The following is a 14,787-nucleotide window of genomic DNA, read 5'->3' on the forward strand; positions in this document are numbered from 1 at the left end:
ATATCAGGATAAAGCCAAAGGAAATGATTCTTATTTTGACAGAAAGAGTGTAATTGAGTAAATTAATTTATCTTTGCCTTTGAAAACGAATGCTACTCATTGATTTTAATGGATTATGGAAGAAAACAAAAAACTCTACTCACAGAATGCTATTGCTGTGGCGACCTTTTTCGGTGGTCCTTTTGCTGCTGGTATCCTGATACGGAAGAATTGTATTGCTTTGGGCAATGAAAGACAGGGATTCAATGCCCTGGTAATCGGTATTATTGCAACATTTCTGCTTTTTGGCGGAATTTTAATGATGCCGGAGTCTGCTATGGAAAAAGTACCGAATGCTTTGATTCCGACAATTTATACAGCCATTATTTATGTGATTGTAGACAAATTGCAGGGGAAGGAGCTGAAAGCTCATAAGGCAGGGAATGGCCTGTTTTATTCAAATTGGCGGGCTACCGGGGTAGGGGCTGTTTGTTGTCTAATACTTGTTGCGGTCTTATTGGGAGGTCTTTGGCTGGGTACAAAGGACTGGGACAGTGACCGGTATAATGCAAAGATGGAACGGTTTGAACTAAATGAATCTTTGGCAATCAGGCTTTATGATATGATAGAAGAGAAACCGGTAAAGGAGGTTGTTGAATTTATAGAAGAAACCGGTATTCCCAAATGGAAAGAAAATATCGATTTGGTAAAAGAAACAAATGAAATTCCGGATATCCCTTCCGAGTATGTGAAATCCAACAAATTACTGATTGAGTATTGCCAACTACGTATCCGAATGTACGAGGTGATAGCCAAATCGCTCAACGAAGATACGGATGCTTATTCGGAGGAATTAGATAAACTGGGTATAGAGATGGAAAAGGTTATGGCACAATTAAAAGAATAAAGATAAGGGAGTGCCTCAAAACGTAGAAGCACTCCCTTTTACATTACAGCAACTTGAAATCAGATCGTCTATTCAATTTCCGGTCTGTCGCCGCCACCGTTGCCACCGCCGTCATTTTTGGTAACAATCTCTTCCTTTCTCTCGAAATTGGCATCCTTACGGGCTTTACGCAAGGTCGCTCCCGGACTGAAAATGATTCGTGGAATTTTTATCATATTGGTTTGAAATTCCTCTTTTTCAGCAGCTCCGGTAGAACCAACCCCGTAACGGAAGTTTCCGAATTCACCGAACTGTACCCGTCGTCCGGCTGCCAAATGTTTTTTGATCAGGTAGTTCATACGGTCCATAACCCCTTTTACCTGGTTGGAAGGAATACCGGCTTCACTGATCTCACCCAATAATTCTTCAAATCCTACCAAATCCGAATAAACCGGTTGTGCATATAACTTTTTCGGGGTTTCTTCTTTGTCTTTCCCCATGTTGTTACGTTCGACTAAACGATACTTTACTGACATAATTTTAATTTTTTAAGTGTTAATAGAAATTACTTCATCTGTTTTCGAAAACATTACAAAAGTAACTTCCAGCCGAAACACAAAAACGGTTTAGATGGAGATAGATAGGTTTAAAAGGGAATAAGAGGGTATAGAAGTTATTTTTTATATTTTACCAGCATAATTACAGGATTTGAATCTTCTTCCAACTCCGCAGCAATTTCTTTCAACTTCCCTTTTAATTGCCCTTTTTCGTAAGCCTCAATAAGTTCGTGAGGTTCTAATTTTTGACAAAAGGCGATTTCACTATTTGTAGTTTCCTGCATAGTTAAGTTCACGGGGACTTTTTCAGAAAAATCATCATTGAATACAGTATATTCGAATAATGTATTATCTATTCTGTCATACATTAAATGTGTCTTTGGGAATTTCTCATTTCTTAAAATGTCGTCATCCATCGTTACTGTTTCCATAAAATAGTAGCGATCGGTAAATATACATGGTAAAAGGAATACGGCTGGTTTCATCGATTGTACAGATGGTGTTCTGGCTATGAAAGGAGTCAGACTGTAATCCGGTGAGAGTTTGAATATTGTATCGGACGAGGGTTCCGTTAGCAACCAACTATCATCGTAAGGAACGATAGGATAAAGACGAGGGGCACCTCCTGCATTTCCTGCGTGGTTGGTTATTCCCCATTCTACTTTCTTCTTAAAATAGATTCGAAAATCTTTAGCAATGTTCCCGTCTTGTTTGGAAATGATAACAAAACGTTGGTTATTCGTTTTATTTTGTATCTGGATGGAAGGTGATTCCCTGGCAATCAAATAATCCTGGTTGTAATTCGTAGCATTAATCCATTTGTTATCGCCTCTGGGGATACTTTTTAAAAATTTTCCCTGAAAATCATATACCAGGACGTTTCTTATTATTTCATCAATGTATATTTCACCGCTGTTATCATCTACGAAAGCACTTAGGTTGAATATATATTCCTCAGAACCTTGCCCTTTCCGGTTAAACTTTCTCAAACCTTTGCCATTTCGGTCGAAGATAAAGATATCGCCATCGTTGATGACATTTTTCACTAATATGATTTCTTTACCTATGGCTTGTACGATGCCTTGACAAAGAAATTCGTCCGTGGATTCTAATGCAATATATTCCACATCCATAATATCCTGAAGAATTAACTCTTTTAGAGGATATTTTTTACTAACGTCAATCGTAATAAAAGTATCCGGTATAGCAATAGTATCAGAGTCTTCCTTTTGACAGTCAGATTTTTTGTTACCACCGCATCCTGCCATTATTGTCAGGAGTATAACTAAGATTGTATAAATGCATTTCATATTACTTTAATTTCATCAAACATGTAACCGGATTGTATTCTTCATTTATATTTTCACTGATAGATTTTAATTCAGGTATTTTTGCTTAATCACCTTGCTTGTAAAGATATAAAAAACTTCTTACCTATTGAAAATATTATGCCGAATGAAATTTATTTTCTGTTTTGAATTAATATCTTGACCTCTTCCCGCATTTCCCGGATAGCCGTGCTCTTTACTTTTGGTTCTTTTTCCAGTACGGCATTTGCCGCTTTGAGGAACTTGTCTTTTTGAAAGAATCCTGGTTCTGAGTAAAGTTTGGTAAGCAGGTAATACGGATAGATCCGTTCCGGTAACATGTCGATCGCGTGCAGCAATAAATTTTCCGCTTTTTGATAGTTTCCCATCGACTGCTCATTTTTTGCCGCCATATAATGTATCATCGGATCACCGCTCAACTTCATTGCCCGTTCCAACAACCGGTTCGCTTCTTCAAACCGTTCCGATTTGCTGAGGCACTGTGCTGCCTCGAACAGCAACTCCGGTTTATGTCCCATCAACGGCACCAGTTCCTCATATCCTTCACCTGCCGCCTCATAAGCCTTACTATTATACAACATCTTCAACGTATTCCATTTTTTATATCCTTCATAATACCCTTTTTGCTGCCGGAAAATCCACCCGCAACATATAGCCAGCACCCCTATCATAGCGACAGAAAGTATCTTCCTCCCCTCTCGAGAGGGGGTAGGGGGTGTGTTAGCGTCAACCGAAATATCAGCGTCAACCGGAGTATTACTATTAGCCACCCCCATCAACACCACCAACACCACCCAGAACTCCGGCAACTGCAACGGATACGATGCCAGGCTGAACACCATCAGCGCCAATATTCCTCCGGCTGCTCCCGCCTGTCTGTTTTTCACCCTCCGGAACAAAGAATAGCTTAACAACAATACAAAAACCATTAAACCCACCAGCCCCTGTTCCAAACCAATTTGTAAGAATTCATTAAATCCGTATTCCGGACATCCGGCAACCAGCATCTCTGTCTCCGAAGCCTTTCCCGAAGTAAAATACTCCGCCTGTGCTTCTGCATAAGCAGCCGGAAAACTACCTGTCCCGGTTCCTGTCCAGGGCTGTTCCCTGATAGCTTGCCCCGTCACTTTCCATAAAAGTAGCCGGCCATTGGCAGAATCTTTCTTTAGCAGATAAATACCTGCCAATGCACCGGCTATAGAGATCAGTATCAAAATAGAAGATACGATAGTCAAGGTCCGGTTTCCATTCATGTATCTTTTAGTCTTTTCCCATCCGATCCGTTGTACCCAATACACCCATCCGCATGAAACGGCAGCCGCTATCCATGCCGTCCGGCTCATCCCGGCAGGAAGCACGACGATGATCGCCAGCAAACCGATCCATCCCAAATACCGTAGAGACGCGTGGCTGTGCACTCTCTTCTCTTTCCCCCATTCCAAAATCATCCACAGACAAACCGGCAATACGATTGCGAGATACCCCGAATAAGGTCCCGGATTATAAAAATCCCCGGTTAGCTTGAACAAGGAATGGTTAGATCCCTCGAATCCATGTAACTGTCGCATTCCCGACACGGCTTCAATCCCTCCGGTCGCAACAACCACTGCCAGGAAAAATAGCTGTAACTGCGGCCATCCTGTCAATATGAACCGCAGCAGAAACCACAATACGACTAATTGCCCGCCAAACAGCATTTTCTCCGGTTCGGGATCCAGCTGCCGGTTATAAGTAAGTGCAACAATAGCCGCCAAAACCAGCACCAATCCGTCTGCAATCGAAAAGACAAACGGTTTTGCCGGTTTCGTCAGAACAGCCGCCACCAAACTGCATGCAGCCAGCAGCAACATCGCCAGATGAAACCAAAGAACTTTCCCTATGACCAGCCCGTTAGCCAGTCCTGTGTCTGTAGCAAAAACGGTGCACAGCAGAAAGATTCCGCTGATAGCGAGCAGTGAGTAACTTATATGTTGTCTGTATTTCATAAATCAACCGTAAAATACTGTTTCCCCTCTTTGTAAATAAACACCTGTTCCTCCCGTCCTTTGGTCCGGTCGCGCAGCCATAACAACGCATTGTCCGGAACACGGTATTCCAGTTCCCACCCGGTAGCCGTTTGAACCCCGAGCGATTTCCACCCGTTTACTCCGTCCTGATAGAAGAGCTCGTATTCATCTCCCGGCCAGACATAATTGTCATCGTTTCGTGGTGAGAAAACAACTTTTCCAATCGTTGTCATTTTTCCCAGATCATATGTGATAAAACAAGAAGTATCTCTTGCCTGAAAATAGCTGAGTATGTCTCCGTCTGTTATATGATCCAATGCCCGTACAGGTTCTATATCGTTCATTCGTTTTAATGGAATCTGTTCTTTGCATAAGGAATCCTTGAAAACAGAAAGCTCACTGAGTTCCATTCGTTTTCCTGATGGAGCGATATATTTTATGTATCTGTATTTTTTGTTAATATCCGGTGGAGTCAGTTCGTAATAATTGTAATCCAATGTATCATTGAACTGATATACCAGATCCGGTCGGGTAAAAGAAAGATCTGCACTCACTTCTATTTTTGATCCGATAATGGCCCGATAAAGAAATTCAGCAATAGTTGGCATAAGCGACATTTTTCTTTTCAGTATAACTTTTTTCATGGAGGTCGTATCCGGTTTTAGCAAATGAACTGTTTCATTCTTATAAATAAACGGATAACCTGCTGCCCGGTGGTTTTGCCCGTCCGAGATCAAAGGCTGGTAAATAACATCCGGTTCCAGATTCCGGAAAGTCACATTCCCCTTGTTGTTGTGTGCGATATCGACCGGAATCCATCCGCCCGGACTGAAAACGCCCAGATAGATATAATCTTCGTATGCAGACTGCACGGAGACGGATACTTCATTCTCACCGAAATAATTGGCAGTCACATCTTTGATAAAGCGATCCCTGAATAAAGCCGGCACTTTATTGTCTTTTGTAATTCCGGAAAACAGTTCATCCTGTGCTCCGAAGCAGTAGCGGTAGACTTTCCCTTTTTTTCTGCCGTCGGTACCCGGATTTATGCGGGATGCTTCAAACTCATTGAAACCGAACTGGATGAACTTTCCGGTCGTATCGCGTAACACAGTCCAGAAGTGAGGATGTTGGTATTCTGGAGAATAAACGAAATATTCACTGGCGACAGGAATACCGCAGGCACGCATGGCATAAAGTGTGACATCGCACGCCTCCCTACAGAAACCGACGCGATGATAGAACAGGAAGTCCGCACTTTGATGAGGTATGTTAAAATCCGTGTTCCAACGGTAATAAACTCTTTTCAGATCTTTATCGACGGCTTTGCAAGCCTCAATCACATCATTCCCCTGATAAGCCGAGTCGAGTATGGCCGTATAATAATCATGGTACAGCTTTCGCCAGGATGACAGCGGTTCGTCTCCGATCCGGTAAGGAAGGATCAGTTCGCAAAAATCATCGAATCCCAGATTCCGGTTCCACGGATACCTTTTCCACACATCGAAGGCCAGGTCGATATTCTCGATCAGGTAATCAGCCGTGATCACTTTGGCGTCATATACTTTCGGCAGTGAATAGAAAGAAACCCGTTGCCATTTTGCTATCACCTCTTTAGGAACGGCTTCTCCTTTATCTTTTTGTATCAATACCGGTTTGATAGAATCCAGTTGCCATCCTTCATATCCGTACCATCGGGGCATATTACGAATCAGGAAACGGGCGGCTTCCAGTTTTTCCTGATTATTCTCATAATGGCTTAATACCTTTTCCAGTTCGCCCCGGTTATCCCCGGCAAACAAGAGTGCCTGCTCCAGACGTTTGCTATCCGATGAAGCGCAAGCGATGAGAAAAACGGCTAATAGTATGTTTATTCCTGTTATAAATACTTTTTTCATTGTTTTCCGGATAATCCAGGTTTTACCGACAATATACTCTTCGGGTAGTAATCTCCAATAGCGCGAATCCTGTGAGTTCATATTTTGTTAGTTTTGAAAATATTGTGTTGAATAATTATGACTTATTTTTACCACCAAACCTGTTTCCCCTTCTCATACGTAAAATCCGTTCCTCTTTTCCTCTGGTATGATTGCGTAGCCAGTATAAAGTACCTTGGGGGATCTGTTTATATATTAATAATTCATCCTGTTCTGCCGTTTGTTTTCCGGCAGAGGCCCATGCACCCGATTCATCTATATAGAAAAGTTCATAGAGATTTCCTTTTCGTATTCCGTTGTCATCATTCCGGATGATATAGCGTATTTTGTTAATATGTGCCGGCTTGGATAATGCCAGACCTGCCCAACTCATGCTGTCACGTGTGTGGAAGAAGGTGAGAGGGTCTCCGTCGAATACATTATATTTGGTCGCATGCGGGTTGTAGATGCTGGTGTTGTCTGTTCCGATAATTTCCCCTTTTAGTATTTGCTGACTATTTGTATCGTAAAATTCCAGTTCAGCCATATTTCCCCGTAGATTGGGAGAAGACTGGTATCTGTAATATTTGTAACTCTTTTTAGGATTCACCTTGATAGTGGTATACTTGAAACTTGGAGCTTCTGTGAACGTATATAAATCTTCCGCTATCCGGAAATCCGCATAATCCGATCCCTGGAATCTGCCACCAACGAATGCCGGAGGTATGGCTTCGAGATGTTTGGGTTCGCGGTATTTGCGTTCGAGGTACAGGTCTTCTTTTTCTCTCCGGCATTCGAAAAGAGTAACCTTTCCGGTGGAATCGACGACAAAGGGAGAACTTAACGGTTGCAAAGAGTTATCCTCATAACTGTTGACCTGATAGATAATATCAGGACCGATATGGTTGAATGTCACTTTCTTATCGGATATCTTTCCCCAATCTACCGGGAACCACCCTTGCGGATCAAATACGCATAGATAGGCATATTTATTGTGGCAGGTTCTATTCAATGGAATGGATACGGTCTGCGGATGAATAGCAGGAAAATGGTCTGTAATATCTTTCATGAAAGGATTTTTGAAGAATGCAGGAATTTCTTCTTTAGATGTATTTGTCATCACTAAAGAAGTCTGTTGTACGGAAAATGTTTTCTGATAGACTTTCGGTATGCCATCAAAACGTTTGAGATGATCCCCTGGATGGTGCTCACCTCCAGCAAAATCATAATAGTTTCCGTCTTCGCCATTTAGAAGATTGAACGCGTGGCTATTATTGCTATGTCCCCAATGCGGAATACTTCCTGTTGTAACAGGTATCCCTACAGATCGCATGGCATATATTGCCAGGTTGGTATAGTCCCCGCATAAACCGAATTTTATATGGATAAGGCTACTGGGTTTTATGTCCGCCGGTTTTGGGAAATCGTTAAAGACATGGATCGGTAATTTAATCAGTTCATTGTTGATGGCAATACAGGCATCACGGGCAGTCAATATGCTGTCCGTTAATAATCCGGAAAAGGCATTATAGTATTCTTCACTCCATATCTCCGGCAATTCGTTTCCGATCCGGTAGGGGAGTATCCATTCGCAAAACTCATCAAAAGAAAGATGTTTGTTCCAGGGTCTTTGCCATACTTGAAAAGCTGCATCTATCTGTGTAATCAGGAAATTTGCATTTAGTTGTTGCAAGTCTGCTTGTTGCTTAGCGTCGTCTTGTTGGTGTTTGTTGTTTGTCCTATAAGTGTTATTTATAGTCTGTTGGTCGTATTCTTCTTGTTCTATCCGGTATGTAGAGTCGATGAACTGGTGGAATTTATCAATTCGATTCCCCTCCAGATAGTATTTTCCCAACATATTCCGTATCAGAAATCTTGCAGCATCTTCTTTCTGTTTATCTCCTTGATAATGTTGTATAACTTTTTCAAGTTGCTGCCGGTTATTTCCTGCGGTTTGTAAGGCTAATTCCAATTGTCTATTGTTGGTGTTGCTGCATCCCGATAAAAGAAACAGATACAGCCCAAGTACAATTGTAGCAAACAGATTTAATTTCATATTACTGTAATTTTGATACATATATGGTGGAATTGCTTTATAATCAATTCTATTAGTGAATAATTTTCAAAAATCTGTCCCATCTGAATTTATCCGTATATGGGTCTACCGATTTCCATATAATCCATGCTTTCCCGACGATATATTCTTCAGGTAGTAATCCCCAATAACGTGAATCCTGTGAGTTTATGCCTTTGTCGCCTGCCATGAAATAATAGTTTTCTTGGAAACGATATCCGTAGATCGGCTTTCCGTTAAGAAAAGTCGTAGAATCCTTGTATTGAAGACTACCCTGTTGTTCCCATTCGATCAGTTTTTTATATAATCGGAAGTTTGTACGATCTAAAGTAACGGAATCACCTTTTGCCGGTATATAGAGCGGTCCGAAATCTTTGATGTTCCAACCGATGATGCTGTCGAATGGGAAACTCTGGAATATACCGTCTTGAAATTTCTCAGTTGCTGCTATTCCTTTTTGTGACTCCATATTGCCGAGAGGCGTTTGTACGCCTTCCACATGAAAGAATCCGTTTCGGATGGATAAGGTATCTCCCGGTATTCCGACACACCGTTTGATGTAATATTTGAGTATATGCATTTCAATTTTATCCCAACTGTTTGGATGCGGAAAATTGAAAACCAGAATATCATTGCGTTTTATCTTTTTGAAACCGGGAATGCGATAAATCTCTGTTTGTTCGTTTCTCATGGAGGCAAACAGGTTGAATATGCGAGGTCCAATGGTTGGTTTCCAGACAAGTATATTGTCTCCTGTAATTAATCCCGGTTCCATCGAATCGCTGGGGATTTTGAATGAGGCAAATATGAATACCTGCACAACAAACCACAAGACAACTGTCATGCATAGCCAGAAGACAATGTCGATGACTTTATTGATCAGTTTATGGGGATGCTTTTTCATATGGTGACTAATATTTTATACTGTCGTTTTCAATATAAAATACCCTTTGATTCAGTATTCTTTCCGGAACAGTAAACCATAATAGAGCATTTTTCGGTATTTGATTGTACGTCTGTGTTGTATCTGTCGAACTCATCTCTTCTAAAGAGATAAACCCATTTTTGTCTGCGTCCCAGTAATGTAACGTATGTTTTTGATTTAATTTATTTTTACGTTTGTTGAACGTGAAGGATTGACTTAATTCTTTTTGAGGAATTAATTTATGAATGTCGCCATCTTTTTTTAAGATGAAAGGAGCGGTAATATAATGTAAAGACTGTGTGTTTGAGGCTTCGGCAATAATAAAGATATTATTGCCTACAATATCTTTAAATCTGCATGTAGAACCTTTTCGGTTACCTATGGCAAGTGGTTTCCAATCATAATCATTGTATGTACAGAGGTAAATCTGTTTTATGGAAGAAGATACAGGTTTGTCTGCCTCAATACAAATATCCAGAACCTGATATCCTTCCTCCTTTGTCACATCTCTTAATAGTGGATTTTTCAGATTAGTGATATAACCGTCGTCTTTAATATCGGTTTCCTTAAATTCGGGATCAAATAACAACCGATATACCTTGGCGGGTTTCAGATAGCTGGTAGTTTCAAGTTTTTCTCTATATGTGTCAGGTTGACCGTAGACTGGGCTGAAATTATAAAACTTTCCATCATGCAATACAACACCCCAACTATGCGCTAAATCCATTTTGGTCCAGGTGGTAAGTTGTACGGCAACAGGAATGCCTACAGCACGCATTAATAATGTGGCCAAGTTACACAAATCTTCACAACTGCCTCTGCCGGAGTGATATGTGCTTTCGACGGTAGGATAGAGAGGAGAACCTGTATCTTTGTAAACCAACTCTTTCATTAATTGTGAATTGATTATTTTGCAGGCATCAATGGCATTGTTAACTTTTCCCGAATCAATCAGAGGTAAATATTTTTCCATGAATTCCCGACGCATGTTGGAAACGGGTTCTACTTGGGTCCTGTAAGGGAGGATATACCGGCAAAAATCCTCGAAAGGAATATCTTTTGCCCATGGCTTTTGCCGGACCTGAAAGGCCAGATCGATATTACGGATCAGAAAATCGCTTTTAAGTGTTTTACTGTCATATATATTATCTCCCTGGATATTGTATCCTCTACTCTGTAGCGAATCACAATGTCTTTTTACAGCTTCCTTATTCGGAAAGCAAGCAATATCCGGTATATATTGTTTGCCTTCCGGTGATATGAAATATTCGACTCTGGAAAAATGCAGCGGCATATTTGTGATTAGATATTCTGCTGCTTTCAATTTCAGAGAATCATTTTTGTAATGTTCGAAAACTTTTTCCAATTCTATTCTGTTCTCTCCGGCAAAGGAAAGCGCCTGTTCCAAGCTGATTTTCTTTTGATGAGGCGTAGAACAAGAGATAAGGATACACAAAACAAAGAAAGGAATATAAGTTTTCATGATCATTCAATTTATAGTTCATTATTAACGTTCGACCAGTACGATTACAGGTTTGTTGTCGTTTTTTGTAAACTCGAGATCAATTAAGAACTTCCCATCGGTAGAGATGAAAGAAGGAGTGAAAATACTGTTATCTGTCAAATCAAATTGACTTTCCGGATATGTTATTTTCTGATAATAAGCTTTTCCGTTTTTTTTATTGAAACTGAAGGTATAGGGCTTGATATTTTTGTTATAGGGAACCATGTAAATAATATCATCTTTTTCTCCAATAGCAGAAAGCGCTATTTTGTTATCAAACATATCAAAGTTCTTTTGAGTAAACATACCCGGTGTAAGGGTATAACGATGTTCTTCTGTAGCTTTATTTTTACCCAAATTAATTATAGCATACGGATGTAATGAATAATCCGGTTTAATTTGAAAAATTGTATCGTTAAAAAGTTCTTTGAAGGCTGAAACATTACCGTCAAAAGTTCTCATCTCTGAAGTGAGTGTAATGACTGTATTTCCGTCTGCCCGTTCAAATTTTGAATAGGTTGGTATTAGATTTAATACAGTTGCATCGCGGAAAATAGCTAATCTGTTTTTATTTTCTCCGGTCCGGTTGGGAATATGCCCTAAAAAGACATCTGTATTCAGAACCGGGTATAAATCAAGAATAGGCAGTTCGGGAGTAGAGATTTGCCCTATAAATTTACCTTGCCAGTTATATAGTTTTATTTGGTTGTTTTTATCTTTAATGAAGATTGTATCATTTCTGACTGACAAGTTTTGTAAATTCGTAAAATTTTCCGGCTTGTTTCCTTGTTGACCAATATCATATAAGTATTTGCCTTCTAAATCAAAGACAGAGGCTTTTTGAGCGTGTACGATCAGTAGCTTGTCATTTTTCTGTATAATTTTGGATATACCTTTAACGGCTGGTAACTTTTCTGTTTCTAATGGAACAAATTTGATACTCTTACTCCAATTATTTAAACTGATCGTTTCTGCCGGTCCTCTTTCAATCAAAGAGGCTAGTTCGATTTTAACCGGATTCTCGTTGACTGTTTTTGCTTGTGGTTGATTGCATGCAAGAAATAAACCACATACTACTAATAATGCGCATTTGTTCATGATTATATGATTTTTTAGTTGAATAAATTACTGATGTCGAATCGGATGATTGCGATTTCAGGCTCTTCCGTCACTGCATATAATGTTTTTTCGTCTTCTGAAACGGCAATTCTACCCACGCTTCTTTCCGACCGTAGATTTTTTAATAAATTTCCTTTGTGATCAAACACCAGAATGTTACGAGGTTTAAGTGTTTTGAGTTTTTCTCTGGTTAAGATCTCACCAAAATAACTACAGAAAATATAATTCTGGGTTATTTTTGCATCAACAAAACTTAATTTTAATTGTTTCCGATCTAATTGATCCCCTTTATAAATAGGTCTCTCTATATAATGATCCCAAAGTAATCCACAACCTCCTTTTTGTTGTTGATAATAGGCTATGTATCCTAATGCAGCCATAACAAATACAAATTTATCGTTATAGGTATCAATGTTACCTATATAAGATGTCATATTGGTGCTTTTGTGATTATTGTCAGGAACTTCTCCTAAACTATCTACAATGCTTAAATTATTATCAAGGACTATTAAAGGTTCGGATATTCCAAAAGGCACAGAACCTACAAAATAGTTGTCATTTAATATTTTTCCGGTGCTAATATGTGCATTGATACTTTTTAGTGGAATTTCTTCTGTAGCATGTAACTCCGGCGTATTAACTATGTCTTCCCAGTTGTATTTTCTAAGTTTTTTTAGCATTAAGTCATATAAAAGTATATTGTTGTTTTTATCAGTACCCCAATAGCGTGGTTGTAAAAACTCTTCAGGTGCATTCCCGAATTTACCAGTTTGTTTGATTTCTTTGCCATTTTCAATATCTACTATTTTTATGACATCTTCTCCTTTTGGCATAAGCAGAAACAATTTATTATTTATGATTTCAATGTATAAAGGATAATTCATAACAATCTCATTCGAGTAATCAATACCTTTAATGGGGGTTTCTTCTGGTAGAACTAATAACTGTGATTCCTGTTTATTGCAAGAAAGACAGAATAGTAGTAGCAATAAGATCGTATTTTTCATTGTGCAATTTTTTTTGTTAAAAGTGATAAGATGTTGCAAAAGAGTCATCTGTAATTAACATTGAGTAAACTACAGAATAAATCTTTTGCAACTCTTTATAGCTACATATATTGATTTTGTCATGTAGCTTTATAGATTCTTAGCATGCGTCAGAAGGATACATGTTATCATACTCATGAGCAGAATTGTTACCCCATTGGTCTACAACAACAGATATACATGTTGAGTTAGTGAGGTTTGCACAAGCATCATTTTGACCTTCAATTCTGGCCAATGCCTCAACATTAGCCAGTGCCAAGTCTGACAGTTCAACTTCGTTTTGACTTTGGCTGAAATTCCAGCCAGCTACAGCAGCTATCGCAGCCATAGCTATAATACCAAATAATTTTCTCATATTTGTATATATTAAATTATTTATTTTATTTCTTATTTAATCAAGCTATTTTCTATCTTTGCCTACTATTCTTCGGATTAGATAGTCGAATGACACCTGTATCATTCTATTTTGTCGGTTATATTACCTTGATACACCTCCTTTTCGGGGTCTCCGGGAGTTTGCTTGTACTATTTGCTGTCGTGCAGCAAACTCCCATTCGTTCGATCACCGAACATTCCCCTTTATCTTTACTTTGACAGGTTGATTGTTAATACTATTGTACTTGATCGTAACGACTTCATCGAAGAAACCTGTGTCTTTTGGTGTCATCTTAATTCCTACCCGAAGAGATTCTCCGGGTTTTGCAGGTCGTTTATCATAGGTGGCTGCTGTGCAGCCACAGGTGGTACTTACGTCCACTATCACAAGGGGATTGTCCCCGGTGTTTTTTATTTCTATGGCCGTCTCCTTTACTTCCGATTTGTCGAAAGTTCTGAAGTCGATTTCTGTCTTTGTTGTTTCGGCTGTTGTTTTCGGTATATTTTTGTTCGGACTGTCTTTGCCTGTGATCTGTTTCAGATACAGGTCTTTCACAGCCGTGTTATGTACCGGATTTCCTAATACAGTGACTTTATTGTCTTTATCCAACAAGAATGTCTGGAAAGTTATATTTGTCGGAAACTTGTTTAGTTTGTTTAGCTGGTCGTCTATGTCGATGCAGACAGGACGATCGAATGCGTCTCGTTTCAGGAGGTAGCGTATTTCCTTCGCATCTTTTGGATGCATGAAGAAGAGGAAAGGAACTTTTCCTTGTGTTACTGAATCAGTGTATTCGATCAGTTCCTTCCATTTATGAAGTTGCAGTTTACAACTGGTGCAACCGATAGAGTCTACATATATTAATACCTTGTATTCGGCTTGTGGGATTTGGAAATCCGTAGTATCTTTCAGATAGCGTGTGAAGGTCAGGTTTTCAGGGAACTGTATTTGTTTCCCTTGCCATTCGCTGACCAGATGCGCAATCTTATTTTCCTTCTCTTTCTGTTCGTTGTGACAGGAGAAGAAGGTGGTTGCTATTAATAATATGTAAAGATAAAAGGCTTTCATATC

12 protein-coding genes are annotated in these 14,787 nt (G+C 39.5%); 1 reads left to right on the forward strand and 11 read right to left on the reverse strand.

Annotated elements, in window-relative coordinates:
- Positions 1-115 precede the first annotated feature (115 nt).
- Positions 116-886: a hypothetical protein gene (locus K6V26_RS04825; protein WP_224264730.1), complete on the forward strand. Its 771-nt coding sequence runs from the start codon at positions 116-118 to the stop codon at positions 884-886.
- A 68-nt stretch (positions 887-954) separates the two neighbouring features.
- On the opposite strand, the gene K6V26_RS04830 is transcribed toward K6V26_RS04825, so the two are convergent.
- From K6V26_RS04830 to K6V26_RS04880, 11 genes are all read right to left on the reverse strand, one after another.
- Positions 955-1,401, reverse strand: a complete 447-nt coding sequence (locus K6V26_RS04830; protein ID WP_007652717.1) for an HU family DNA-binding protein — start codon at positions 1,399-1,401, stop codon at positions 955-957.
- 137 nt (positions 1,402-1,538) lie between these two features.
- The gene (locus K6V26_RS04835; RefSeq protein ID WP_449590464.1) at positions 1,539-2,732 is read right to left on the reverse strand and encodes a 6-bladed beta-propeller; all 1,194 of its coding nucleotides are present in this window, start codon (positions 2,730-2,732) and stop codon (positions 1,539-1,541) included.
- Positions 2,733-2,884: 152 nt separating this feature from the next.
- Complete coding sequence (locus K6V26_RS04840) at positions 2,885-4,735, reverse strand: O-antigen ligase family protein (RefSeq protein WP_224264732.1); 1,851 nt, start codon at positions 4,733-4,735, stop codon at positions 2,885-2,887.
- On the reverse strand, positions 4,732-6,654 hold the full coding sequence (locus K6V26_RS04845; protein ID WP_224265809.1) for a discoidin domain-containing protein: 1,923 nt from the start codon (positions 6,652-6,654) through the stop codon (positions 4,732-4,734). Before K6V26_RS04845 ends, K6V26_RS04840 begins: the two co-directional genes overlap by 4 nt.
- A gap of 115 nt (positions 6,655-6,769) precedes the next feature.
- A complete protein-coding gene (locus K6V26_RS04850) occupies positions 6,770-8,728 on the reverse strand; it encodes a transglutaminase-like domain-containing protein (protein ID WP_224264733.1) in 1,959 nt (652 codons plus the stop codon).
- Between the two features lie 52 nt (positions 8,729-8,780).
- A complete protein-coding gene (gene lepB / locus K6V26_RS04855) occupies positions 8,781-9,650 on the reverse strand; it encodes a signal peptidase I (RefSeq protein ID WP_224264734.1) in 870 nt (289 codons plus the stop codon).
- 7 nt (positions 9,651-9,657) lie between these two features.
- Entirely contained in the window at positions 9,658-11,154 is a 1,497-nt protein-coding gene (locus K6V26_RS04860) for a transglutaminase-like domain-containing protein (RefSeq protein ID WP_224264735.1), read from the reverse strand.
- Between the two features lie 24 nt (positions 11,155-11,178).
- Complete coding sequence (locus K6V26_RS04865; protein WP_048317996.1) at positions 11,179-12,273, reverse strand: 6-bladed beta-propeller; 1,095 nt, start codon at positions 12,271-12,273, stop codon at positions 11,179-11,181.
- Positions 12,274-12,287: 14 nt separating this feature from the next.
- Positions 12,288-13,301 (reverse strand): BF3164 family lipoprotein, encoded by a 1,014-nt coding sequence (locus K6V26_RS04870; RefSeq protein ID WP_048317998.1) that lies wholly within the window; start codon positions 13,299-13,301, stop codon positions 12,288-12,290.
- 139 nt (positions 13,302-13,440) lie between these two features.
- Positions 13,441-13,695: an NVEALA domain-containing protein gene (locus tag K6V26_RS04875; protein WP_048317999.1), complete on the reverse strand. Its 255-nt coding sequence runs from the start codon at positions 13,693-13,695 to the stop codon at positions 13,441-13,443.
- Positions 13,696-13,902: 207 nt separating this feature from the next.
- Positions 13,903-14,784 (reverse strand): DUF1573 domain-containing protein, encoded by an 882-nt coding sequence (locus tag K6V26_RS04880; protein ID WP_048318001.1) that lies wholly within the window; start codon positions 14,782-14,784, stop codon positions 13,903-13,905.
- Positions 14,785-14,787: the final 3 nt, after the last annotated feature.

The sequence above is a fragment of the Parabacteroides goldsteinii genome (genome assembly GCF_020091425.1).
Classification (GTDB): Bacteria; Bacteroidota; Bacteroidia; order Bacteroidales; family Tannerellaceae; genus Parabacteroides; species Parabacteroides goldsteinii.

What these genes read in the sequence shown, in the direction of transcription:
- K6V26_RS04860 (WP_224264735.1), bottom strand. Translation starts at nt 11,154, where the DNA reads ATGAAAACTTATATTCCTTTCTTTGTTTTGTGTATCCTTATCTCTTGT.
- K6V26_RS04835 (WP_449590464.1), bottom strand. Translation starts at nt 2,732, where the DNA reads ATGAAATGCATTTATACAATCTTAGTTATACTCCTGACAATAATGGCA.
- lepB (WP_224264734.1), bottom strand. Translation starts at nt 9,650, where the DNA reads ATGAAAAAGCATCCCCATAAACTGATCAATAAAGTCATCGACATTGTC.
- K6V26_RS04840 (WP_224264732.1), bottom strand. Translation starts at nt 4,735, where the DNA reads ATGAAATACAGACAACATATAAGTTACTCACTGCTCGCTATCAGCGGA.
- K6V26_RS04825 (WP_224264730.1), top strand. Translation starts at nt 116, where the DNA reads ATGGAAGAAAACAAAAAACTCTACTCACAGAATGCTATTGCTGTGGCG.
- K6V26_RS04830 (WP_007652717.1), bottom strand. Translation starts at nt 1,401, where the DNA reads ATGTCAGTAAAGTATCGTTTAGTCGAACGTAACAACATGGGGAAAGAC.
- K6V26_RS04850 (WP_224264733.1), bottom strand. Translation starts at nt 8,728, where the DNA reads ATGAAATTAAATCTGTTTGCTACAATTGTACTTGGGCTGTATCTGTTT.
- K6V26_RS04845 (WP_224265809.1), bottom strand. Translation starts at nt 6,654, where the DNA reads ATGAAAAAAGTATTTATAACAGGAATAAACATACTATTAGCCGTTTTT.
- K6V26_RS04880 (WP_048318001.1), bottom strand. Translation starts at nt 14,784, where the DNA reads ATGAAAGCCTTTTATCTTTACATATTATTAATAGCAACCACCTTCTTC.
- K6V26_RS04875 (WP_048317999.1), bottom strand. Translation starts at nt 13,695, where the DNA reads ATGAGAAAATTATTTGGTATTATAGCTATGGCTGCGATAGCTGCTGTA.
- K6V26_RS04865 (WP_048317996.1), bottom strand. Translation starts at nt 12,273, where the DNA reads ATGAACAAATGCGCATTATTAGTAGTATGTGGTTTATTTCTTGCATGC.
- K6V26_RS04870 (WP_048317998.1), bottom strand. Translation starts at nt 13,301, where the DNA reads ATGAAAAATACGATCTTATTGCTACTACTATTCTGTCTTTCTTGCAAT.